This is a genomic window from Candidatus Poribacteria bacterium (assembly GCA_028820845.1).
GTDB lineage: Bacteria > Poribacteria > WGA-4E > WGA-4E > WGA-3G > WGA-3G.
Genome location: JAPPII010000034.1, coordinates 1 through 26,031, shown reverse-complemented (window position 1 = coordinate 26,031; position 26,031 = coordinate 1). Strand labels below are relative to the sequence as shown.

The 26,031-nt window shown below is 49.0% G+C and carries 17 protein-coding genes; 11 read left to right on the top strand and 6 right to left on the bottom strand.

The annotated features are described in order from the left end of the window. The first annotated feature begins 2 nt into the window (after positions 1–2). From OXN25_08565 to OXN25_08525, 9 genes are all read left to right on the top strand, one after another. Positions 3–1,619, top strand: a complete 1,617-nt coding sequence (locus tag OXN25_08565) for a dockerin type I domain-containing protein (GenBank protein MDE0424905.1) — start codon at positions 3–5, stop codon at positions 1,617–1,619. 54 nt (positions 1,620–1,673) lie between these two features. Beyond that, complete coding sequence (locus OXN25_08560; protein MDE0424904.1) at positions 1,674–3,539, top strand: bifunctional homocysteine S-methyltransferase/methylenetetrahydrofolate reductase; 1,866 nt, start codon at positions 1,674–1,676, stop codon at positions 3,537–3,539. Between the two features lie 30 nt (positions 3,540–3,569). Next, on the top strand, positions 3,570–5,498 hold the full coding sequence (locus tag OXN25_08555; GenBank protein ID MDE0424903.1) for a hypothetical protein: 1,929 nt from the start codon (positions 3,570–3,572) through the stop codon (positions 5,496–5,498). An 8-nt stretch (positions 5,499–5,506) separates the two neighbouring features. Then, the gene (locus OXN25_08550; GenBank protein ID MDE0424902.1) at positions 5,507–6,547 is read left to right on the top strand and encodes an AIR synthase family protein; all 1,041 of its coding nucleotides are present in this window, start codon (positions 5,507–5,509) and stop codon (positions 6,545–6,547) included. 85 nt (positions 6,548–6,632) lie between these two features. Next, positions 6,633–7,301, top strand: coding sequence for a 50S ribosomal protein L11 methyltransferase (locus tag OXN25_08545; protein ID MDE0424901.1), 669 nt, complete (start codon positions 6,633–6,635; stop codon positions 7,299–7,301). Positions 7,302–7,590: 289 nt separating this feature from the next. Continuing rightward, the gene (locus tag OXN25_08540; protein ID MDE0424900.1) at positions 7,591–8,193 is read left to right on the top strand and encodes an ANTAR domain-containing protein; all 603 of its coding nucleotides are present in this window, start codon (positions 7,591–7,593) and stop codon (positions 8,191–8,193) included. A gap of 230 nt (positions 8,194–8,423) precedes the next feature. Next, a complete protein-coding gene (locus tag OXN25_08535) occupies positions 8,424–10,013 on the top strand; it encodes a ferredoxin--nitrite reductase (GenBank protein MDE0424899.1) in 1,590 nt (529 codons plus the stop codon). Between the two features lie 101 nt (positions 10,014–10,114). Continuing rightward, a complete protein-coding gene (locus OXN25_08530; protein MDE0424898.1) occupies positions 10,115–11,467 on the top strand; it encodes a NarK family nitrate/nitrite MFS transporter in 1,353 nt (450 codons plus the stop codon). 216 nt (positions 11,468–11,683) lie between these two features. Next, a complete protein-coding gene (locus OXN25_08525) occupies positions 11,684–13,792 on the top strand; it encodes a nitrate reductase (protein MDE0424897.1) in 2,109 nt (702 codons plus the stop codon). Between the two features lie 47 nt (positions 13,793–13,839). Here OXN25_08525 and OXN25_08520 read toward each other — a convergent pair whose 3' ends face one another. The 4 genes from OXN25_08520 to gnd form a co-directional block, all read right to left on the bottom strand. Then, positions 13,840–15,456, bottom strand: a complete 1,617-nt coding sequence (locus tag OXN25_08520) for an AAA-like domain-containing protein (protein ID MDE0424896.1) — start codon at positions 15,454–15,456, stop codon at positions 13,840–13,842. Positions 15,457–15,558: 102 nt separating this feature from the next. After that, entirely contained in the window at positions 15,559–16,509 is a 951-nt protein-coding gene (locus OXN25_08515) for a D-2-hydroxyacid dehydrogenase (GenBank protein MDE0424895.1), read from the bottom strand. A gap of 222 nt (positions 16,510–16,731) precedes the next feature. Next, positions 16,732–17,625 carry an HAD hydrolase-like protein gene (locus tag OXN25_08510; GenBank protein MDE0424894.1) on the bottom strand — a complete coding sequence of 298 codons (894 nt, stop codon included), beginning with the start codon at positions 17,623–17,625 and terminating at the stop codon, positions 16,732–16,734. Between the two features lie 162 nt (positions 17,626–17,787). Beyond that, positions 17,788–19,287, bottom strand: coding sequence for a decarboxylating NADP(+)-dependent phosphogluconate dehydrogenase (gnd, locus tag OXN25_08505; protein ID MDE0424893.1), 1,500 nt, complete (start codon positions 19,285–19,287; stop codon positions 17,788–17,790). Positions 19,288–19,371: 84 nt separating this feature from the next. On the opposite strand from gnd, the gene OXN25_08500 reads away from it, so the two are divergent. After that, on the top strand, positions 19,372–21,204 hold the full coding sequence (locus OXN25_08500) for an ABC transporter ATP-binding protein (GenBank protein MDE0424892.1): 1,833 nt from the start codon (positions 19,372–19,374) through the stop codon (positions 21,202–21,204). 30 nt (positions 21,205–21,234) lie between these two features. Then, positions 21,235–23,034 (top strand): ABC transporter ATP-binding protein, encoded by a 1,800-nt coding sequence (locus OXN25_08495; GenBank protein ID MDE0424891.1) that lies wholly within the window; start codon positions 21,235–21,237, stop codon positions 23,032–23,034. A gap of 15 nt (positions 23,035–23,049) precedes the next feature. Here OXN25_08495 and OXN25_08490 read toward each other — a convergent pair whose 3' ends face one another. After that, entirely contained in the window at positions 23,050–24,978 is a 1,929-nt protein-coding gene (locus tag OXN25_08490) for a hypothetical protein (protein MDE0424890.1), read from the bottom strand. Beyond that, positions 24,962–25,705, bottom strand: a complete 744-nt coding sequence (locus OXN25_08485; GenBank protein MDE0424889.1) for a 4-phosphopantoate--beta-alanine ligase — start codon at positions 25,703–25,705, stop codon at positions 24,962–24,964. Before OXN25_08485 ends, OXN25_08490 begins: the two co-directional genes overlap by 17 nt. Between the last annotated feature and the right edge of the window lie 326 nt (positions 25,706–26,031).

Below are 26,031 nucleotides of genomic sequence, written 5' to 3'. Positions count from 1 at the left end.
TTATGGTAAGAAAAATAGTCTATCTCACACTCATCACCTTGCTGATGGGCAGCTTCTCTTTTTTGGCACTCGGACACAGTGATCTCCCGACGCTGTTAGAGGATGTCAATAAAGACGGGGTGGTAAACATCCAAGACTTAGTACTTGTTGCTGCTGCCTTTGGACAACTCAGAGACCGCAATGCAACGCAGGACCCTGATGTCAATCGCGACGGGATTGTTAATGTGCTTGATCTCGTTCGGGTCAGTAACAGTTTTGGACAAACCGTGCCGAATGAAAATTCAGCATATCACGATATTCAGGAATATGTCTTTGATAGGAGTTGTGCGAACAGTGTTTGTCATGCGGCGCCCGCGAATGCGGGTAGTTTGAATCTCACCTATGAGCTCTCCTATGAAGATTTGGTTGGACAGGTTCCGCAGAACCCAGCCGCCGCGGCTGCGGGTATGAAACTCGTAGATCCGGGCAACCCAGAAAATAGTTTCCTTTTGGCGAAGCTAATGGGCCCCGCCGCACCAGAACTGGGTGCACGGATGCCGTTTGGCGGCGGCGTACTCCATACTGGGAAAATAGAGGCAGTCCGCACATGGATTGCGGCGGGCGCACCGCAGACCGGTAAAATCGCAGGTATTGGGGACCTTGGTGTCTTACGTGATCCCGATGAAGTGTTTGAACCGCCCGCGCCACCAGCCCCTGGTGAAGGCTATCAACTCCGTCTGCCACCCTTCAAGATTGAACCCGGTACGGAACGCGAAATCTACTACGCTACCCAAATCACTGATGAAAATGGGAATCCGATAGAGGGCGACATCTTTATCAATAGGGTTGAAATCTTCTATCCTTCTGGTAGTCATCATTTCATCCTATATCGATTTACCGAGGAAGGTTTGGCAAACGGTGTACCAGAGAGAGGTATTACACCCGGAATCGCAGTCGATCCAGCGACGGATAGATTCCGTGAACTCGACCCAGACGATCCACAGGTACTTGGCAATTTCGGTGTTGATAGACTTTTCGTCGTCGGCACGCAGACGGATGATACGCTCTTTGAGTTTCCTGAAGGTGTAGGGTTGCGAATGCCTGGAGACACTATGTATGACCTCAATTCCCACTACATCAATTTGCTGGGGGACGAAACATTGATTGGCGAAACTTACGTCAATATCTACACGATCCCCGAAGAAGAGGTCCAGTACGAGGCGATTGAAATCTTCGTCTCTAACCGGTCGATTAACGTGCCTCCCGGCACAACGCGCGTTTCCAAAATGACGTGGTATGTTGAAGATGAACTCGAACGCCGAGGGCACAATCCCGAAACGGAATTAAGTGTTTTCTTACTGACATCGCACATGCACAGACACGGTGAGTTGTTTGAAATCAATCAGAGATCAACCGGGGATTTATTGCACCGAAGCATCGCTTACGACAATGCTCCCATTAATCTCTTTGATCCTGTTCTCCGCTTAGGATCAGACGATGGACTCAGTTTCCAGTGTACCCACAACAACTACGACACGAATGAACCCCTCATATTCGGACTCACATCTGAAGATGAGATGTGCATTATCTACGGTTATTATTATATCCCGACTGAAAGTGCGGGAGCTATAATCAAATAGAACCTGTCTCATGAATATCGGGAAGCGCGCTTCACAGGCGCGCTTTTCTCTTAGATGGCTATAACCTCAAGAAAAAATAACTTCATAGATGCCCTCACAGGTCAGATTTTGGTGTGTGATGGTGCTATCGGAACCGAACTCCGCAAACAGGTACCAGCACATCTACAATGTGTTGATGCCTGCAACATCTCTACAGAACACGCCGAGAAAGTCTCAATGATTCATCGCGCCTATGCGAATGCCGGTGCCGATATTATTCAGACCAATACCTATCAGGCAAACAGTGAAGCGTTAGCTGTTCACGGCTTGGCTGAGCAGGCTGGAGAAATTAACAGAAACGGTGTGAGACTCGCACGTGCTGCTGTGCCAGAGACCTGCTATGTAGCCGGTTCCGTTGGACCGATCTCTTTCCAAACCTTAGATACTACACTGCCCTCAACGAAGGCAATCCGACGCATCTTTAAACAGCAAATGGATGCGCTTGTTGATGAGGGGGTGGATCTTCTCGTTCTTGAGACTTTCGTTTCTCCCAAACAAGCAGAAATCGCTGCGAAGCAAGCACTCACTTACGATGTTCCTGTCGTCGTTGAGATTAGTGGCGTTTCGGGCGGCACAGTAGGTGCCGGGGTGGATGTCCGTGTCTTTGCACAAGAGCTCGAACAACTCGGTGCACACGCAGTTGGTGTCAATTGCCGAGGTCCACACGATCTCGTTGAGGCGATGGAGCTCCTCGCACCTGTCATCAAGGTTCCTATTGCTGTACAACCCAACGCTGGTAATCCGAGGGTAGAACAAGGCGAGGTTGCGCTCTCTTATACAGTTGAGGCAGAAGTTTTCAGCGATTACGTCGGAAAATTGATTGAACTTGGCGCGAACATGATTGGGGGTTGCTGCGGCACGACCCCGGCTTATGTGGCGAAAATCCGTCAGGCTGTTACAGGGCGTAAGCCTGTCCAACGGAAACAACGGATCTTCGTCCTTCCAAAGATTCGGTCAACCTCGAAAGTCCTGACTGATAATCCTGTGCAACAAGTATTTGAAACGCGAGAGCAAATCATAAGTGTTGAAATGCGCGCCAATACATTTCCACAGTTGCGAGCGATGTTGCGTGAGGCGAAAAATCTCGCTGCCATCGGTGTTGATCTGTTTGATGTGACCGACAATTCCGGTGCTGCCGTGAATATTGGATCCGTCGGTACGGCATACCGCCTTCAGCAGACAACACAAATTCCGACGCTCATCCATTGGACAACCCGCTCGCGGAATCTCATCAGTATGCAATCGCACCTACTTGAGGCGGAGGCGTTGGGCATTCGTGGCATTGTTGCTCTCTCTGGTGACCATCCAAAAGTGGGTCCCTATGAAGCGGCGAGCCTCGTCCCAGATGTCCGTGGCGCGGTTCAATTGATGAAACTCATTGCACGTCTGAATCACGGTGAACTCGCTGACGGTTCGTCTATTGGCGATCCGTGTGGATTCTATTACGGTGGTGGTTTCACGGTTGCTGAGAACCTTCAACCCCACGTCAAACATCTCACAAATAAGGTGAAGCAAGGGGCAAAGTTCGCTTATACACAACCGGTCTGGACTTATGAGGATATCGTTCGGACCCAGCAAGCGACGGAACATCTCGGTATAAAGATGCTTTACGGCATCCTACCGCTCACCAGTTTCCGCAGTGCCTCCTATCTACGCGACAATTTGGGACTCTACATCCCTCAATTTATTGTTGACAAATTCCGAAACCTTGAGGATACCGCCGCACACGAACTCGGTATCCGGTTGTGTTTGGAGTTAATTCGCGACATCCGTAATCAAGATGAATGTAAAATTGACGGCATCTATCTCATCCCACCTGCTCGCATGAATTGGAAAAACAGAGCCAGCGTCATCTCAGAAATTGTTAAAACCTACCGTTAACATTTTTCCGATTCCCGCGGCTCGTAAACTATGCAAACTCGTGAAACTTCCATCTCATCAGCACGCGTTACAGCAAGGTCGCTTCTCTTAGGGATTCTATTCATCCCTGTCAATGTTTATTGGATGACGCTTGTTGAGGTGAAGTATTACTCCCTTGACGGTTCATGCCTCCCACTTTTTATCCAACCAGTCTTCATTATGTTCATCTGTGTTGTCGCGAACACACTCTTGAAACGTTTCGCGCCGCGGCAGATGCTACAACAGGGAGAGTTGCTCACTGTCTACATCATGGTGGCGATCTCGTGTACGTTTGCTGGACACGACACGATGCAAAATATGTTCGGGAGTATTGGGCATGCATTCCAATTCGCAACCGACGAGAATGAGTGGCAGACGCTCTTTTTTCGGTATCTACCCGCTTGGCTTACCATCTCGGATACCCAAAGCCTCCAAGGGTTTTACGAGGGTGAAGCCACTTTCTACACAAAACATAACTTCTCGATTTGGCTAAAACCGTTGGCGTTTTGGGGACTCTTTTTCCTGATTATGATGTTCATGATGCTTTGCATCAACACAATCGTCCGAAAGCGATGGGCAGAGCAAGAAAAACTCGCGTATCCAATCATACAACTACCGCTACGGCTCTCCGAAGATGGCGGTATCAGCCTCCTGAAGAACCGGATGATGTGGATAGGCTTCAGCATCGCGTTCGCCATCGGTGTCATTAATGGGGTCAACTATCTTTTTCCGCAGTTTCCAGAGATCCCTTATATCAAGCGGACGGCTGTTTTCCAAAATATTTTCACTGACCGTCCATGGAACGTCATTCGTGGGACCCGAATTTCCGTTTATCCTTTCGCAGTGGGTTTGGCGTTTTTCTTGCCGTTGGACCTCTCGTTCTCGTGTTGGTTTTTCTTTGTTGTGCGCTTAGCGGAATTCGTCATTGGCGCAGCACTCGGTACGCGCTATTTTCCTGCCCTCAACGAACAAGCGTACGGTGCTTGGATTGCTCTTTTCCTGCTTGCCGTTTGGGTCACGCGACGACATCTGGTGGAAGTGATGAAAAAAGTGTTTGGGTTTGAATCGCGTCTCGATGATTCCAACGAACCGATGCCGTATCGTGCCGCCTTTTTGGGAATCCTCGGATCGCTTGTTGCCCTTGGGGTCTTTTCCTCTATTGCAGGAATGGCGTTGTGGGTCGCCGGTCTTTTCTTTGGGGTTTATTTTCTCCTATCGTTTGCGATCACTCGTGTTCGGGCAGAACTCGGCACGCCTCATGAAATTTACTACGTCAATCCGCACGACATGCTCGCGACAGTCGGTGGAACGCGGCAGTTTGACACGAGTAGTCTCACTATTATGTCGCTTTTCTACTGGTTCAATCGTGGTTACCGTAATCACCCGATGCCGAATCAGATTGAGGCGTTCAAACTTGCCGAATCAACGGGGATGGGCAATAGACGTTTGTGGGTGGCGATGTTGATAGCAATTATCGTCGGGATTTTGGTGACCTTTTGGGCAAATCTGGACATCACCTTCCGTAACGGTGCAGATGCGAAAGCGGGTGGATTCAAAGACTGGGTTGGCAGAGAATCGTTTAGTCGGCTGCAGCGGTGGCTACATAACCCAACGGAACCGAACATGGTTGGTATAGGCTTTATGGGTATCGGCGCGCTCCTGACGTTTGTGATGATGTATATGCGGATGCATTTCTTGTGGTGGCCCTTCCATCCGGCAGGTTACGCACTTGCCATCAGTTTTGCGATGGATTATTTCTGGTTCGCTTTCTTCGTGGCGTGGTTTCTGAAGTTAATGATTCTACGGCACGGTGGCTTGCGGCTCCATCGTCAGGTCGCACCGCTCTTTTTGGGGTTAATATTAGGCGATTACGTCATCGGCAGCACTTGGGCAATCATCGGACCGGCATCCGGCTTACGAACCTACAAAATTTTTATTTAATAAAAAACATGAACCTACCTGTTGGGAAACTCAAACACGATTTTTTAAAGGAGCTTCTGCCCACACACGATGGAAGTACAAGTCTGGTTGTCGGTCCACAACTCGGGGAAGATGCCGCTGTCATTGCGTTAGGCGACAACTACCTCGTTGCTACCAGTGATCCGATCACCTTTGCGACTGAAGATATTGGATGGTATGTCGTATGCGTCAATAGCAATGACATTGCAGCAATGGGTGCCGTGCCGAAATGGTTGTTGGTAACGCTGCTGCTACCCGAAGCCGCGACGACACCCACGATGGTTCGCAACATCATGACGCAACTCACGCAGGCATGTGCAGAATTTGACATCCTACTCTGTGGGGGACATACTGAGGTTACACCAGCCGTAACGCAACCTGTGGTCGTAGGACAAATGATGGGGATTACCTATAAAAATGGCTTGTTCACTTCAGCAGATGCCCGCGTAGGAGACGCATTAATCCTTACAAAGGGAATCGGTATTGAGGCAACTGCAATTATTGCCCGTAAGTGTGAAGCGCAGTTGCGTGAAAAGTACGACGATCTATTCTTGGAGCAGGCAAAGAATTATCTCACACATCCCGGGATTTCTGTACTCAAGGACGCACAAATCGCAATTGCCACGGGTGGGGTCCATGCTATGCACGATGTCACAGAAGGGGGTATCGCAACTGCGGTCTATGAATTGGCAACCGCAGCCGAGTTGGGAGTTGTTGTCTATTTGGATAAACTTTTAGGTTCATCAAGACTGTATGGAAATATAACACAAACATTATGTGATATGTTTCGGCTCAACCCACTTGGTGTTATTTCATCGGGTGCCATGTTAATTGCGTCGGACCCCAAAAAAGGCGAAGCGATTTGCCAAGCCCTCGGTAAGGAGGGTATCAATGCCGACATCATCGGAACGTTTTTGCCATCTGAAGGTGGGTTGTGGTTGGAAGGTGCTGCTGGTACACGACAACCGCTACCTGTGTTTGAGACGGATGAAATCGCTAAACTCTTTATGGGCGATTCTAAAGATAAATAAACACCCCTCACTGGGTAGGCGAGGTTTTGCAGCGTCCTCGCTCAAATGCGACGTGCATTCCTAATCTCGCCGATGTGGGTTGAAAATGAAAACCCGACTACAAGACTATCCGCTAACAAGTACCATTGTTAAGTTGAAAACCCGCAGGGTCCAACTCACGCTTATAGAAGAACCCGATTGGTTTCTCGAACAACTCAGTCGGGAAGACAAGGAAGGCAAACTCTATCTCCCCTACTGGACCTACCTCTGGGAATCCTCGATTGGTCTTGCTCGCCATGTGGAGAAAATAGGGGCACGGCTAAAGGGCGCACATATCTTGGAGATTGGATGTGGGTTTGGATTGACAGGAATTGTTGCCTGTCAGATGGGTGCGCGTGTGGTCTTCACAGACGTAGAGCAGGAAGCCGTCCGTTTCGCGCAACACAACGCAGATCAAAATGGTGTTGAAGAAAATGCAGATTTCGTTCAGATGGATTGGAACACGCCCTGTTTCAACTGCAAATTTCCGTATATCCTCGCCGCCGATGTCATTTACGAAGAACACCACTGGACCCCGATTTTATCGTTTCTTCAGAACCATCTTTCTCTTGATGGGACCGCCTTCTTTTCCGAACCAAATCGAAACAACGCTCTCGGATTTTTCAAACATATCGCCGACAACGGCTTCCTCTATCAAAAATCTACCGTTCCTGTTACATTAGAGAGACAGACTTCCCAAGTTTCTATCTATACCGTCCGACGCGTGAACGCGTGAAGGGTGAGTTGCGGTCCTGTTTCCAATCTTCCATTCTTCCACCCCTCCAATCCTCTTTTTCCATATTGCCCAAAAAATAGGAAAAAATGCGTGTCTCTTGCTAAAAAAACAGGCAAAAATTTGCACATGCTGAATATCTTGCAAGGTTGTTGTTTGACAAAACCCTTGTGGATATAGCTGCAGCGCGCAATTCGTACTTTTGGCAAGGTTTTTGCTAATAGCATATTAAAGTCGACGCTCCTCGTTAATTCAGCAGATTTACGTGAAATTGACTTGGGAAGGGTGGAGGATGGAAACAGACACTTCAACGCCAAAGGTTTTAATCATTGATAACAATCGAGAGCGAGCCGCTACATTAATCCGAATCCTAAAAGCAGGGCGGTACGAGGTCGCTGCGCCGCTGCGTCTGCAGAGAGACTTAATAAGCCAGGTCTCACACTTAAAACCCGACATTATATTGATAGGCGTTGACTTTCCCGGACAGACAATACTCGGTTGGGTTGACTCTCTTCACGCAAGCTATCCGTGTCCGATGGTCATGTTTTCGCGTGATGAGCGATCGGAGACGATTCAGGCAGCAACGCGTGCAGGTGTTTCTGCTTATGCTGTTGGAGAACTCACCGGTGCCAGAGTTAAAACGATCATTGAGGCGGCAGTTGCTCGGTTTTATGAATTCCGGGCATTACAGGAGGAACTTGAGAAAACTAAGACAAGCCTCGCCGAACGTAAAATCATTGAGCGCGCAAAGGAGCTCCTTGCTCAACATCGCGGTTGTGACGAGGCACAAGCGTACCAAATTTTACGAAAGATGGCGATGAATCGCAGAAAACGCCTTGCGGAAGTCTCACAGGAGTTGTTATCTATGGCGGAAGTGTTGACGAATAAATTGTAAAAAAATCATAGTTAAGAGTTAATAAATTAAGAGACTTCCGTAACAATCCGCCTCTTAACTTATAGCTTAAAACAAAAATAGCCCGAACCAAAGGGGGTTTGGGACCAGACATAGGTGTCTATTGGGTTGAGCTTTCGGTGCAACTTGTAAACCGAAACTATATGCTCACCAGTAGATGCCTTTTTTGTTTTTTATTCTTCAATTGTCAGTTTCTGAAGGAGGGTTTAAAAGTGAATCAATCGAAAAAGAGGGTTATCCGCGCAAACCGAAAGGTGCGTTCAGCTCCCAGTTTAAAGGCATCTGCAGCTGCGAAAAAGAGAAAGTCTAAGGTAAATGCTGCCGAAGCACTGAAGCGGGAGAAGAATGGACTTGAAGTTATCAATGACATTCCCAATTACATCCGGGACGGATGGGAATCGATTCCAACGAACGAACGCGACCGCCTCAAGTGGGTAGGTATCTTTTACCGAAAACAGACACCGGGAGCATTTATGATGCGTCTCCGCATGTCCAGCGGTTTTTCTAATGCCGAACAGTTTCGCGCAATTGCTGAAATCAGTGAAGCATACGGGCCCGGATTTATAGATCTTACAACGCGGCAACAGATTCAGCTCCGTGGTTTCGCTATTGAAAACGTCCAGCACATCTGGAATCGACTTGAAGAGGTAGGCTTGGATTCACTCCAAACCGGTTTTGACAACATCCGCGGTGTCATAGGATGTCCCGTTGCTGGGTTGACCCCCAATGAACTGTTTGATGCGTCCCATGTCGCCAGAGAATTCACGAAACTCTTCGTTGGGAACACGGAATTTACCGATATTCCACGCAAATTTAATGTCGGTATTACAGGATGCCTTGATAACTGCACCCATACGGCTTCGCAGGATATTGCCCTTACGCCAGCGGTAAAGGAAATTGAGGGTCAAGAGATACACGGCTTTAACGTCGCTGTTGGTGGAAAAATGGGGTCTGGGGGCTACACCGTCGCGCAACCCCTTGATGCGTTTGTTGTGCCTGAGGAAGCCACTGTTTTGTGTGCTGACATTGCTCTGATTTTCCGAGACCACGGAGCCAGGACAGCTCGGAATAAATCGCGGCTCGCTTTTCTGATTCAGGAGTGGGGTGTAGAAAAATTCCGAGAAGAAGTAGAAAAGCGGCGGCACAGAAGACAACCGCTCCTGACTGCTGGAAAAGATATGCGCGGCAAGAAGAAAACCGACCATACCGGTATCTTCTCTCAGAAAAAGCCACATCTCAACTATGTCGGACTTGTTGTTCCTGTCGGACGGATTACGGCAACACAGCTTTTCGAGGTGGCGCGTCTCGCAGATGAATACGGGAACGGCGATATCCGTCTCACGCAGGCACAGAATCTGATTATCACTAATGTTCCTAACGATAAAGTTGGTGCCTTAACTGCAGAGCCACTCCTGCAAGAACTCCGTTATGATCCCTCCGAAATCGTGCGCGGTATGGTCAGTTGCACGGGTATCGACTACTGCCACTTCTCGCTTATTGAGACCAAGGAACGCGCCATGGAAGCGATCCGACATTTGGAAGCAAAACTTGGCAATACCAGACCACTTACAATCCACTGGTCGGGATGTCCAAACGGGTGTGGCAATCACGCCGCCGCAGACATCGGACTTCTTGGAAAGAGGGTTAAAATTGACGGAGTCGTTACCGATGCCGTGGATGTATTTGTCAAGGGGGATGCCAGTGCTAACCCTAAAGTTGCACCGAAGTTGTTAGAAAATGTGCCTTGCGATGATCTACCGCAAGTCCTTGAAGGTCTCGTTCCTTATCTTTCACGGAGATAGAGCGGAAGCATGGAAGGTTCGGAGAAGCGTCTCTCCGAATCTTGCAGTCTTCCATCCTTCCCGCCGAAATCCTTAATAATTTAAAAAATTTGGAGAAATTTATGGATATAAAAAATAAAGCAACACACATAAATCTCTTTAGCTTAAAAACGATCCAGATGCGTACCTTCCATACCACGTGGTTCGCCTTTTTCTTAGCTTTCTTCGGATGGTTCGGTATTGCCCCGCTTATGGCGATTATCCGTGAAGACCTGATGCTAACAAAAGCAGAGGTGGGTAATACCATTATCGCTTCCGTCGCAATCACAGTGTTGGTACGGGTCTTAATCGGACCGCTTTGCGACAAGATCGGGCCTCGAAAGGCGTATACGTGGCTCCTGATTCTCGGTTCACTCCCAGTAATGGGTATCGGACTCGCTCAGAATTACGAGACGTTTCTGCTCTTTCGACTCGCAATCGGTGCTATCGGTGCCTCGTTCGTTATCACACAGTATCACACCTCGGTGATGTTTGCCCCGAATTGTGTCGGCACAGCGAATGCGACAACAGCCGGATGGGGGAATCTCGGTGGCGGTGTCACGCAGATGGTCATGCCGCTCATCTTTACGGCTATTCTCAGTTTCGGTGTAGACAAATTTCTCGGCTGGCGGTTGGCAATGATTATTCCCGGTGTCGCGCTATTTATCACTGGATTCGCCTATTACTTCTTTACCAAAGATGCACCAGACGGCAACTATAAAGATCTCCGTGAACGCGGCGAACTTGAACCCGCGAAAGGCAAAGGCATGGAGTCCTTCATGTCGGCGATTAAAGACTATCGCGTCTGGGCACTCTTTGTTATCTATGCTGTCTGTTTCGGTGTGGAACTCACTATTAACAATATCGCCGCGCTCTACTATCACGACCAGTTCCAGTTAGATGTCAAGACCGCTGGACTCATCGCTGGACTGTTCGGTTTGATGAATATTTTCGCACGGACGGTTGGCGGCGTTTTCTCCGACTTCTTCGCGAAGAGGAGGGGACTTCGCGGACGTGTTATGTTTCTCTTCTTTGTTCTCTTAGGTGAAGGGGTCATGCTGATAGTTTTCTCACAGATGGCGGTGCTTGTGCTTGCTGTTGGCGCGATGATAGTCTTTAGTCTCTTTGTACAAATGTCCGAAGGCGCGACCTATGGAATCGTCCCTTTTATTAATAGAAAGGCATTAGGGGCTGTTGCGGGTATCGTTGGCGCGGGTGGAAATGCTGGTGCCGTTGCTGCGGGTTTCCTATTCCGTGCTGAGAGTATCACGATGCCGCAAGGCTTGTTGTATCTTGGTGCAATGGTTACAATCGCCTCGTTTGCTACAGTGTTAGTGAGATTCTCACCCGCAGTCCAAGCCGCAGAGAAGCGAGCATTCGATGCCGCACTCGCAGAAAGGCAGCGTCTGAAAGTGGAAGTAGGGGCTTTGTCCTAACTCTGATAGGCCTTACGCACAACATGGATACTCAAGGCTGGAAGGCTGGAAGGGGTCTACTTCCAATCTTCCCTTCTATCCACAGTCAGATGGAAGGAAGATAGGGAAAGTATTGAAGCTTTCTCACCGCATTTTTCGCGCTTCCAATCTTCCAATCGCATCAACAAAAGACGAAATTCTGCGTAAGTCCTATCTAATTTGATAATGGAGAAACCAGTGGAGAACTCAACAGGAAAAGCGGTCTGTCCTTATTGTGGTGTCGGTTGCGTCATCCGCGCAACCGTTTCTGATAACAAGATTACAAAAATTTCAGCGGACGGCGATGTCGCCCCAAATTACGGTATGCTCTGTCCAAAAGGTGCACATCTTAAACAGGTTTTTCAGAATCATGATGGAAGGCTCGCGTATCCAATGATTCGCAAACGGCGAGGCGAACCACCGCGCCAGGTCTCATGGGATGAAGCGATTACTTTCACGGCAAACCGGCTTCACGAAGTCCAACTGGAGCACGGCAAGGATTCCATCGCGCTTTACGGCTCTGGGCAGTTAGACACGGAAGCCTCCTACGTTTTCAACAAATTGTTCAAAGGCTTCCTCCGGACGAACAACGTAGATACAAACAGCCGGCTTTGCATGTCTTCAGCAGTCGTGGGTTACATGCAAGCGTTCGGTTCCGACGGACCGCCTACCTGCTATGACGATATTCAGCATGCGGATGTCTTCCTGATTATCGGCGCGAATATGGTGGTCAATCATCCCGTGCTTTTCCAGATGATTCGCAAACGGCGGGCACTTGAGCCAAGCGCACGGATTATCACCGTAGATCCACGCCGCACCAAGACAGCAGATTTTTCAGATATCCACGTCCCACTTGCCCCTGGAAGCGATGTCGCTTTCCTGCAACTCATTGCCAAACGGCTTCTTGCGATGGGACGGATCAATCGACGCTTTATCCGTCGGCGGACTGAAAACTACAGTGCTTATGAGAATCATTTAAAGAGCCTTGACGAAGACGCACTTCTTGCCGCCTGCGATATTCATCCTGCGCGTATTGACGAGATCGTTGAATACCTTTCTAAACCGAGTCGTCTGCTCAGTTTTTACTGTCAAGGCACCAACCAAAGCACAAGCGGCGTTGACAAAAACGTCGCGCTCATCAACTTGCATCTCCAGTTAGGTGAAGTTGGCGTAAGGGGTGCGGGTCCTTTTTCACTGACAGGACAACCGAATGCGATGGGCGGAAGAGAGGTCGGCTATCTGTCGCACCAGTTGCCCGGCTACCGGGTCGTCACCAACGATATGCACCGCGCCTATCTGGAAGGCGCATGGAGAGTCCCACCCGGAAGCATTGATCCGAATCCAGGGTTAACAGCCGTGCCGATGTTTGAAGCAGCAGCCGCAGGAAAAGTCCGCGCACTCTGGATCGCCTGCACGAATCCCGCAGTTAGTATGCCTGATACAAAGGTATCACAGGCAGGACTCCGACGCGCCGATCTGGTCATCGTCCAGGACTGCTACTACCCAACGGAAACAGCGGAATACGCCGATGTCCTGCTCCCCGCAGCCCAATGGGGTGAAAAGCAAGGCACAATGACAAACAGCGAACGGCTCGTCGTCCGAAGCGAACAGTTCCTCACGCCCCCGGGTGAAGCGATGCCGGATTGGTGGATATTCGCACAAGTCGCAAAAGCGATGGGATTCAAAGCAAATTTCGACTTCTATAACGCTGAAGAGGTATGGGATGAATATCGCCTCTTGACAGCAGGCACACCGTGCGATCAGTTCGGAATGACGAATGAACGCCTCGCAAAGACCTCGCTACGCTGGCCCTGTCCGCATCCACGGCATCCCGGCACGGCTCGCCGATACACACGTACAAAGTTTTTCACCGAGTCTGGAAGAGCACAATTCAAAACGCCTGTCTATCGGCCTCCCGATGAGGAAGTAACTGAGGACTTCCCACTTGGATTGACGACGGGACGTGTTGAGAGTCAGTGGCACACCCGCACCCGAACCGGCAAAGTGCCGCAGCTGGTGCGTAAAGAGCCGGAACCCTTTGTCGAAATCCATCCCGACGATGCTGCAGAGAACGATGTTCAAGATGGCGAGTGGGTCTATCTTGTTGGACGCCGCGGGAGATGTTATGCAAAGGCGCGGGTCACAGAAGCAATTCGGCGAGGATTGCTTTTTACGCCGTTTCATTGGGGAGACCTTTTCCACGCCGAGACCAATTCAAACTACGTGACGAATCCAGCGTTTGATCCGGTCTCCAAGCAACCGGAGTTGAAATTCTGTGCTGTACGGATTGAGGTTGACAATTCTTAGGCGTGCCGCACCCACATCTCACTCGGATGCAGTTTCACTGAGTAAATCTAAACCTTCTGTTCTACGGCACGCGAAGGACGTTCTGGCACCACAGGAATCACATAACTCCGAATCGTCAACCCATCTATCTTTTCAGTCTCTGTACGCGGTGACGGCACCTCGCGGTGATCAAACACAACGTAGTAACCCTCTGTTACACCTTCCGTTGATAGATACGCCGCCAGTTGCTGTTTGCCTTCAGTATAGAGCCGATCGCTTCTCCATATCTTCGTCTCAACGATATATTTTCTCTGGTTGTGAAGAATGATCAGATCCATCCGACCCCGTCCGGTTGGGACTTCCATATACATCGCTCCGTTCACACTCGCAACGAACTGGTCAAGGTAGGCAAAGAGAAGATGCTGCCCAATGAATTCTTGGGGCGTTTCGGGTACCTGTAGAATCCTAAATCCTGCGCGGGCAATAAAGTCTCGGAAGTTATCCATGAGCCGTTCCATCTGAATGTGTCCATCGGACGTGAGGTACTGAAATCCATCGGTGTCTTCGGGGAAGTAGTCGCGCTCCAACCCGTTGACTATCGGTTTGAATGCTTGGACAATGCGGTACAGGTAAATAGGATTGACAATTTCACACTTTCTGTCAGCCCCTTTCGTGATGACTCCATACGTTGCAAGTTCATTGATAATGTCATTATCAGGGTTAAATGACACGCTGTCCTCATAAGAGACGATTCGCATAAGTAGGGTTTGAAAGCGCGGGTCTTTGCGGATATTGGTCAGGAGATGTTCAATGTTGGTGTTCCGTTCGTCTAAAAATAATTCGTATCCTTCTGAAAAATGTGTCATTGTAAGTGTTTCAGTTTTCGGAATGTCCATCTCCTCTGTGAGTATCTGCGCGAATCGGTTGACGAGGAAGGGTTGCCCCCCGGTCTGTTTGTGAATGGATTCAATTACTTCCGGAGCAAAAGCCTGTCCGACCTCAGCGGTATATTGTCCAAACAGCTCTTGCACCTGTGTGAGTGTAAAATTGGGCAGAGCAAAATCGTCATGGATATTGAACGGAGAAACAGAGCGATCATAGTCAAGTTGTGCAATACTTTTGACACCCACAATGCCAAGACTATGCGGACATTGAAGCGTGGCGTGAGTGATGTAAGTATGTCGGAACGCGTGCAGAAAACCTTTCAGGGCAGATGTAGGGATGCCATCGAACTCGTCAATAATGAGGACAACTTTCTGATAGTTTTCCCCGTCCTTCAGGAAACGCTGAACCTGTTCAAAGAATTCCATCATTGACAAATGGTTGGTTATCTGGGCATTGTCGAGAAAATGCTTGAGTGTTTCGTTGAGTGCCTCTCCGCGTTCGTGGAAAACGCGTTCAATTTCCTTGCAAATCCGTTTGGTGAGAGACTCGTAAAATTCGGAACGGTCACAATCTACATATATTTCAAAATTCAGTTGAATAGGGAAATAGATTAGGTCTTCAGCGGTGAGTGCTGCAACGGCGCGCTGAAAGAAAGTCGTCTTGCCCGTCTGGCGCGGTGCGAAAATGACGATATAGCGGCCCTCTTTAACGCGCTTGATGAACTCGGTGAGTTCTGCAGTGCGAGGAACAACGTAATGCTGTTCAGGGTTCACGGGACCCTGTGTACCGAATCTTCTCATATATATTTTTTCTCATCACATAAGAAAAAGTATAAGGAAACGGGCGGATCTAAATGACATCCGCCCGCATAAGCTTGTAAACCTCGTGCTAAATGCAGATGCCTAAAATCCAAGTTCCTTATTCACAATATTCCGCAACTCTTCACCCTTCAGATACCGTTCCAAGTTATCTAAGAAGAACCCGGTAATACGGTGCATACGGCGCTGCGAACCACCGGCAGAATGCGGCGAAATGATAACGTTGTCAAAATCCCACAATGGACTGTCCGCAGAGAGCGGTTCAATCTCAGTAACATCCAAACCTGCTGCAGCGATTGTCCCGGCTTGCAGAATCTCAATCAAATCAGGTTCATTGACAATAGGACCGCGAGCGACGTTAATAAAAAACGCTGTTGGCTGCATCACAGAGAGGTTATCCTTGTTGATGAGACCTCGTGTCTCCTCTGTCAACGGACACGCAATCATGACAACGTCCACCTGACTCATCATATTTGACAACTGGTCCATCGGCAGCAGTTCATCCACGTTGTCAGGCTTATCTGTGCGGTAGGCATCAACAGCCATAACGTACATATCAAAGCCTTTTGCGCGTTTCGCCATCTGCGTCCCGATACCACCCATCCCAACGATGCCAATCTTGAACCCATCAATCTCGATCATCGGCATTGTCCTTGCACCGCCCCATTGGTGTTTGTCCTGATTCCGCACGGATTCGTGGATACCGCGCGCCAAACCGAGCAGGAGTGCGAATGCTTGGTCAGCGACGTGTGTCGCGTACAATCCCGCAGCGTTTGTCAAAATAACATCACTCTCGCGGAGCGCAGGATACATGTGCCGATCCATACCCGCACTGGAGGATTGGATCCATTTGATATTCGGCAGATGCGGGAAAATGTCTTCGCTGCAGTAGCCGTAAAAGACTTCAGCGTCTTTGCCTTCTTCGATAAGCTCCTCGCGTGAACCCGGAATAACATAAGTGTGTTCGTCACCAACGATGCTTTCCAATCTCTGGAGTAGTTCACCTTCAACACGTCCTTGAAGTAGAATTTTCATAGATTCCCTTTCCTAATCTCCTGTAGCGCAAACTGTTAGTTTGCGCGGCATACGACACAAACTAAATGAAGTTTAGGAAAATAAATCGGTAATTGACGGGCAATGAATGGTTTCCCTACTACAAACGGGCTGGTTCGTAGTAGTGCGATTTATCGCACGTTTGAAAATTGCCGAATTAATAAATTAATCTTCATACAGTTTGTGCTACATTTATTTTTTTTATTACCACGGTGGGGTTTCCGGCAACAATTCCTGAAATTTGTCAATCAACGCAGATTCATAAGCACCCGCATATTGTCCATTGAAAAACTTTTCCATTGCCTCGTCAAGGAACAATTGCCACGATGCGTCCTCAGAACCCGGATTAACAGGAAAAAACAGGGCACCCACATCTCGTGCCGCTTTCAGGTCACCCGGAGAGTCGCCGAGCATGAGAACCCGGTTTTCGGCATATCTGTCTTTCGTGGTTATCGTGAGATGTTCCGTTTTCGTTCCCATCTCTTGTCCAGCAATCACGGCGACATAAGCATCAATCTCGTGTTCCGCCCATTCCCGTTGGAGTGCTTCATCGGGTGTAGCAGACACGACGATAACATCCGCTTTGCCCTGAAGTCGTTGTAATGTCTCGCGAACCCCAGGAAATGGAGGAAGGTTATAAACGATCTCTTCGACGCTTTCGTTCACGCCGAGACTCCATTCCATAACTTGACGCAGTTCCGCGTGCCGCTCGCCGGTTGCGTTATCGATTGCTGCCTGTAGTGCTGGATTTCCGAGTTTGGTTTCAGTTTCAGACCATTCTCTTAAGTAAGGGAGTTCCGGCACCGTAACACCCATATTTTGCACCAGTGGCATCTCGCGTAGGAAATCACACACCAGCAGTATCGCTTTAAATCGGTTCGTGCCGCGCGTTGTTGAGTAGAGATTCACGAAATCCCATGCCTGATGCACCTGCCGTGAAATTGATGCCAAGCCGAAATGTTTGACGAGGTTCACACTGAAGCAGTCGTTGTGTTTAACCTCCATACTATTGAACACACAGCCGTCGGAATCAATTCCGACAAAGAACTCGTGTTGTGGTTGAAAATCGTATAATGCCTGTTGTGCTCCGTAATCCATAAACCCTCCTTGAACGTGGCTGTCAGTCATCGGTTGTCAGTTATCAGTGGCTATCGGTTAAAAGCGTCTTTCACTAATCATGTCTCTCTGGAGGCCTCCAAGTGGTGGCGATTTTTTACAGAGAAACCTCTTAACTAACAACTAATAACCAACAACTAATACCTATTCAACAATAACTTCTGGGCGACCTTCCAGCATCCATTCGGTATGGAATACCGTCGGCTCCCCATCTTTTCCGAGGATCGTGTTACCTTCTGCGTCTAATTTATGATAGGTGTGTGCGCCGAAGTAGTCGCGCATCGCTTGAATCAAATTCGCAGAGAGTCTACCGTTACGGTAGCTATCAAAATATGCTAAAGCCGAGCTGAACGCCGGAATAGGGACACCGAGCTGCGTGGCTGTGCTAATAACACTTCGCCAGTTGGGTTGTGCTGCTTCAATGACACCTCGGAAGTACGAGTCGAGTAGGAGGTTCGGCAACTCAGGATTCCGCGCAAACGCCTCCGCAATCCGGTGTAGGAATTTTGCCCGAATGATACACCCACCCCGCCAACCGAGACTAATCTTGCCGAGGTCTAAATCCCATCCCAACTCTGCGCTTGCTTCCCGCATTAAAGCGAAGCCTTGCGCGTAGGAGCAGATTTTCGCGGCGTAAAGTGCGTCGTGAATCGCCTGTAGCATTTCCTCACGATCGCCTTGGTATGCCCCGGAAGGTCCTTGGATAACCTGTTCCGCATCAACGCGTTCACTTTTTATCGCCGAGATACAACGCGCAAAAACCGCCTCCGCGATCGTCGGTGCGGATATACCCAGATCCAGGGCCGAAATACTCGTCCATTTGCCGGTCCCTTTTTGCCCGGCTTGATCCAGCACGACATCAACAAAAGGCGTACCGCTGCTGTCGAGTTGTGTGAAAATATCAGCCGTAATCTCAATGAGATAAGAGTTTAGTTCGCCGCTGTTCCACTCACTGAAGACCTCGTGCATCTCTTTGGCGTTCATGCCGAGGACACCTTTCATCAGCGAGTAAGCTTCACATATCAGCTGCATGTCCCCGTATTCGATGCCGTTATGCACCATCTTGACATAATGCCCCGCACCGTCTGGTCCGATGTAAGAACAACACGGTGTGCCGTCTACCTGCGCTGCGATCCTTGTGAAGATCGGCTCTACGAGTGCGTAAGCCGCCGCTGAACCGCCCGGCATCATCGCCGGTCCCTTGAGCGCGCCTTCTTCGCCACCGGAAATGCCTGTCCCAATAAACAGAATATCTTTTTCCGCTAACTCGGCGTGCCGACGGACGGTGTCGTTGAAGTTTGAGTTTCCACCGTCAATAATGAGGTCGCCTTTTGAGAGGTGTGGGACTAATTGCGCAATAAACGCGTCAACGGGTTCCCCCGCTTTCACCATTAGGATAATTTTTCGGGGGCTTTCCAGTTTCTCAATCAGTTCTGGAATTGAATGTGCCCCTGTGATATTTTTACCATTTGCAGCACCTGCTATGAAAGCGTCAACGCGTGAGAGAGTCCGGTTGAAAACCGCCACTTCAAAGCCTTTGCTTTCCATATTCAGGGCAAGGTTTTCGCCCATCACTGCTAATCCGATGAGTCCAATATCTGCCTCCAAATTTATGTTCCTCCTGTGATAAAGTTGGTTTTGCATATCATAAAACGCTGACGAAATAGTGTCAATATATTTTTAGACAACCCACAACCCTTAAAACTTGATTAAACACATATCCAAGATTTGCGTCAAAATATAAAGATAAAAGACACATCGCACGGCAAGACATACTCGCCGGAAAGGAGTCCCACCATTCGTAGTCTACTCGGTCTCAAGAAGTACATCATTCGGTATAGATACGCCATCGTAATCAGTTTCATTCTTGTTATTGTGACAAATGTGCTTCTCCTGATTAGCCCAAAGATCCTTGAGATGGTTTTTGATGAGTTGCAGCGCACTTTTGAAGATCCCAACTTTACGGTATCTTCCGGGCGGGTACTCTTTTTTGGTGCCCTCGTTTTTGGTGTCGCCTTCTTTGCCGGTATCCTACGTTTCGCGCAACGGCGTATCATACAAGGGGTCGCAAGGCAGATGGAGTTTCATCTTCGCGCTGACTTCTTTCTCCATCTCCAAAAACTCTCCGCTGCGTATTACGATAACGTTCGCACGGGTGATCTGATGACGCGCGCAACCAGCGACTTAAACGCCATCAGAATGGTGCTGAGCAGTGCTGTGATGTATACGGCGGATGCAATAGTGTTTTTCGGGTTCGCACTTGTTATCATGTTGCGGATTGATGTAAGTCTAACTGTTGTTGCCTTGCTCCCATACCCAATCCTTGCCGTCTTAATTCGTTCCCTGGGAAAACGGTTACATGTCCACTACGAGGGTATCCAAGAGGCGTTTTCAACGCTGAATACCAAGGTACAAGAGAACTTGTCAGGTGTCCGCGTTGTCAAAGCCTATACACTTGAGGAGAGTGAAGTTGGGCATTTCCAGGAATTAAACCAAGAATTTGTCGATCGTAACCATCGCCAGATCCGACTAATGACCTTCTTTTTTCCGCTCTTCCGATTTCTACCCGGCATTGGCGGTGTCGTCCTTCTTTGGATGGGTGGACTTCATGTCATCGAAGGGACAATTACCCTCGGCGAATTTGTTGCCTTTAGTGCTTACCTGATGATGCTTGTTCGCCCCATGATTACGCTCGGTTTCATCGTCAACACCTTTGAGCGCGGGGCAGCGTCTATGGACAGGATTCAAGCAATTCTTGATGAAAAGCCGGAAATCTTTGATGCTAAAGATGTAAAATGGGAGTTGAAAGCCATTGAAGGTGAGATTGAGTTTAGAAACCTGAATTTTGATTATCCAGACGGAACGCCTGTACTCAGAGACATCAACCTTAAAATTAAGCGTGGTATGACCCTCGCGATTGTCGGTGGAACTGGATCTGGGAAATCTACATTGGTCAACCTAATTCCACGCATCCGTCAAGCTGAACGCGGAACCATCTTTATCGACGGTGTGGACATTCAGGATATACCCCTAAGCGTCCTCCGTTCCAATATCGGGTTCGTCGAGCAAGAACCCTTTCTTTTTTCTGACTATTTGCGAAACAATATCGCCTACGGCCTTGAAACACCAGATGAGGAACAGATAAGAGAGGCAGCGCACACCGCCGACCTCCTTGATCAAATTGAGGAGTTTCCTGACGGTTTGGAGACTTTCCTCGGTGAACGCGGGATAACTATCTCAGGTGGACAACGCCAACGGAGCGCACTCGCACGCGCAATTATCATCAGACCCAAAATCCTCATCCTTGACGACGCATTCGCGAATGTGGATACCCAGACCGAAGATACCATTCTCAGTCGGCTCGACGAAATTATGAAGAACCGCACGACGATCCTCATTTCGCATCGGATCTCCACTGTCAAAAATGCCGACCATATTATCGTCCTCAATGACGGAAGCATTACTGAGACAGGCACACACGAACAACTCATTGAACAAAATGGGATTTATGCGGGTATCTACGAAACACAACTCTTGCAAGAGGAACTTGAGGAACTTTAAAATTTAAAGGAGGAACCACCTGTGTTTGGCATGGGAGGCGACCTATACGAATATAGCGATGAGGAGCAGGACCTCGGGAAAGTCTATGACCGAGTACTGATGAGACGGCTCTTGGCGTACCTCAAACCCTACAAATTCCAGCTGCTCATCATCGGATTTCTCATGGTCGGGAATACGCTTTCACGCTTGGCTGGGCCCTACCTACTGCAGCGCGGTATTGACGAGCACATTACCCCGGGCATCTTAGACGGATTAAGCACGATCGCGATCTTTTTCGTAGTGGCGTTGATTGGCGAGTTCGTATTTAGCTACTTTGAGGAATACCGGATGCAAATGATTGGGCAACATGTGATGCACGATCTGCGACAGACCCTCTTTTCACATTTGCAACGCTTGGACGTTCAATTTTTTGATAAAAATCCAGTGGGTAGGTTGATGACCCGTGTTATGGGGGATGTTCAGGTCCTCAACGAACTCTTTGCCTCTGGCGTGATTACCGTTTTCGCGAACCTGCTCCAGATTTTGGGGATCATGGTGGCAATGCTCCTTTATAACTGGAAACTTGCTCTCGTGACGTTCACAGTAATACCGATTATCTTCGGTGCAACGCTCGTTTACCAAATCTATTCGCGCCGTGCGTTTCGGGAACAGCGGAAGCAGCTCGCACGAATCAATGCCTTCCTGCAAGAAAACATCGTCGGTATGACGACGATGAAGCTTTTCGCACAAGAACGACGGAGCCACCTCCGTTTTAACGAGCGCAACCGGAGATACCTCGCTGCCAATCTGAAGAGCATCTTCTATTTTTCAATTTTTCACCCACTGATTGAAGTGACAGCTTCTCTTGCGATAGCCGTGATTATCTGGTACGGCGGTGGACAGGTTGTACAAGACGCGCTAAGCTTCGGCGTACTGTTAGCATTTATCCGTTATGCTGAACGCTTCTTCTGGCCCATCCGAGAACTCAGCGAAAAATATACCATCTTCCAAAACGCTATGGCTTCCTCCGAACGCATCTTCCAATTGCTCGATACGCAACCGACTATCGCTTCTGCCGTCCCTAAAAATGGTACCAAGACGCTGAAAGGTGAGATTGAATTTCGGAACGTCTGGTTCGCCTATAACGATGATGACTACGTTCTGCAAGATGTCTCATTCAAAGTGAAACCGGGTGAAAAGGTCGCGCTTGTTGGGCATACGGGTGCCGGGAAGACCTCTATTATCAATCTGCTCTGTAGGTTCTATGAGATTAACAAAGGTCAAATCCTGATTGACGGCGTGGACATCCGAGAGATGAACGTGGAGGAACTTCGGGAAGCTATCAGCATTGTGCAACAGAACATCTTCCTCTTTTCTGACTCAATTGAGCGGAATATCAGTTTAGGCAATCCGTCAATCTCATCGGAGCAGGTAAAGCGTGCATCGCAAGATGTACACTTAGATCGATTCATTCAGAAGATGCCGCAGATCTATGGGACTGAGATTAAAGAAGACGGTGGTGGATTATCCGTTGGACAGAAGCAGCTCGTTGCGTTTGCGCGTGCTTTGGCTTCTGATCCGAGTATCCTTATCCTTGACGAAGCGACCTCCAGTGTTGATACAGAAACCGAGATCTTGATAGAAGATGCCCTCAGACGTTTGATGGAGGACCGAACCTCTGTTGTTATCGCCCACCGACTCTCGACGATTCAGAATGCGGATAGGATTATTGTGATGCACCGCGGAGAAATTCGGGAGACCGGTACACACAACGAATTGTTACAACAGAAAGGCATCTATCATCGGTTGTATCGGTTGCAGTATAAGGGGCAAGAAAAGAATGGGCGGTAAGGTGCGTTATCGGAATCAATGCCACACAATATACGTCGGCATCTCCAATACCAACCCAATCAGGCTCCAGACACATCCAAGGGTATAGTCTCCCAAGATAAGTCCTAAAAAGAACGGTACCGCCTGCCGATAGAGTTTCACGCCCCCAATCTTCAACACAATTGCTTTTGCCAACCAACTGAGGAAGATCGGAAACCATAGACCGCTCATCCCTGTGCCACTCACCAGCACGTAACCCCCTGGATGCAAGGGCCACCAGAGAAACCGAATCTTCATCATCATCAGGAATATCGTAAACAGAAAACTGCTGCCGATAACACTCAGTTCGGGAACGCTCGTCTCCCGCGGGCTGACCAGCCACGTTTGCAGGCGATTGAACGTCTCCCATCCCATATAAACAATCCATCCGCGTGCTTTGCTCCCTGCCCCCATATCGTAAAGGACATGTAGATACGCCCAAAACGTTATCAGGATACCGAACACAATCGCCAAGATCATCCCGATGAGGAGTTGCCGATACCCGATACGACTCCGCTCTGCCAGCCTGAAAGCCTCCAACTCACTCGGTGTCGGATGCGCGCGGAAGCAGCGGACAAACGGATAGAGAAACGTGAGTCCTGTGAGATTCGCGGCACCGAGGCGCCGCGTCCCTAATGCCAAAACCATCGTCCGTCCGGGATCGACAAAAATCAGTTGATGCAGCGGCGGTCCAATCTCGGCACGGATACGCGTGATACCGATGACCAGTGGAAAGTAGAACAGAAAGAACAGTCCAATCGCCCAGAATGTCATTCCCATCTGGTGACAGAAAAAGAAAAGAAACAGCATCCCGACGGTGAACAGACCCGCCGCAGTCCGATAACGCATCGGTTCACCGGAGTCGTCAGGTGCAGCTTCACCACGGCGTTGGGCAATCCCGAAAACCTTCCGAAGGATACGTCCGTAGTGTCGCCGACCCATCCACAACGGAATGCAGCCAAACGCAATCCACGCCCCTGTCTGCTGTTCGAGGTGGTAGATATTCCGCGCCCCAAACGCGTCCGTTACAATCAGTTGGATACGACTGAAAAGCCAGAAAAACCAACACGAAAACGAGAGATCCAAGGGAGTAAAGAACATCAAACCAATGCTAAACGGATAAAAGGAGATGCGAATCGGTCCCATCGCGCTCCACGGCTTTGAGCTGAATTGTCCAATCGTTTTGCCTTTGATGGGGAGTGAAGGTATGTCAGGAAACAGATAGTTCAGTCCGTTCAGTAGCTCCGCGCTCCCTGCAAGCGCGAAACCGAGCCACATCCACGGCGAAGTAAAAAAACGTTTCGGATTGCTTGTCAGTGCCAAAGGGAGTTGAACGATCGGATAGTTCAGACGTTCGTTTTCGGTCCACTGCTTTCGGAGAAAAACGGTTAACGCCAGCAAGGTCAACCAGAGCGCGATGACAAAACTCGACCACGCCAGCACGGGTGGTATCCAGGCATCTAAATGAGAAGGGGTGTAGAGGGTAGAATCGCCGTTATAGAAGCCGTCCAAGACGCGCGGACTTTTGACGGCGATCCACGTCGGGATGTGGTGTCCAAAAAGCGGAATCCACTCATTTTCTGGCGTTGCAAACTGGAAGGCGTGTGCAAGGACAGGGATAAGGTAGCCCATCATCGTGTGTCCGCTGATTGTCGTGAGCATCACAACCATCACATAGATGGTTTGCAAATCCGCTTGCGACATCGCCAGACGCGGCACAAATCTTTGAAACAATAGATTGATAAGGACAAAGACGAGAAGGGTGAAAACGGCGTTGAAAAATAGAGAAGCGATTGTGAGCTGCGTAGAATGCCACACCTCCGTTCCCATCAGACACCAGTAACTATTGAAAGCGACAAGTACCAATCCAATCAGCAGAATATGCGGTTTGACGAGGTTCTGCTTACTATTACTGTTGGTTTCCATTCCCGCACCTACTGATGTGCTGTAACGCTTTTTTCAATACTGCTTTGTTACTGTATTGTGTCACAGTGTCTTTTGCGGCAGAATCGTTGAATTCCTGAATCTCTTCGCATAACAACGGTAGTGCCCGCACAACGTTATCTACGATTGTGATATTCGCCTGCTGTGCCGTCCGGGACATCGGGTTCAAATCGACGGTTACAACTGCTTTACCCATCTTTCGGAGTGCTTCACATCGGTCGCCGTCCTCAAGCGGCACGAAAACGACATCTGCTTTAAAGATGCCGTCTGGATGCACGAACTTGCGATTGGAGTCGATATAGGAGAGTTGTGCCTCGGTTGTAGGCATCAGTACGTGCGATGCTCCATGTTTTAGAAGATGCTTTCGGATTTTCTCTTCGCGTCCCTTTTCCGTGTGAAAGATGTTGACTTCGAGCGGTGCGTTCAGGATCTGCCCTAACGCAACGAGTGCGTCGGGTACCAATGCTGCCACGTTCCCGTTGACGGAGATGACGGGGTGTGCTGCCAAACGGAGCATCGCAGCAGCAGCACCGAGCGCCTCAAGCGCGAACGGCTGTGTCGCTTCTCCAATGAGGTAGTCAAAAGCCTCCCCGCGCCCGTGCGCGATGAGTCCGTGAATAGAGGTTATCCCTTGCTCTACACCTGCAACGATGGTGTCTCGGAGCGTCAATGAAAAGTATCGAGGATGTGTTTTCGGAACGTCGCTCAATTGCGTAACACCTCAGTACAAGTTTTCGCCTATTATACTGCGTTTTGCATAAGTTTACAAGAGCCGATGTGTAACCGAATTCCGTAGAACTTACGCAGGATGCTCTTTTGTAGCATAACCTGTTAGGTTGTGCCTTCCAAACGTTTATGTGTGTATAGGAATTTCCATCTCACAGAATGCATGACTGCCAAAATTGCGTAAGTCCTGTTCCGGCTCAGATTTGACAAATTCAAGGCATTGTAGTATATTTATGGGGAATCCTAAAAATAAATGGCCTGATATTTCTCAAAAGTGATTGTAAAGCAGTGCTTATCAGGGTTCCTTTG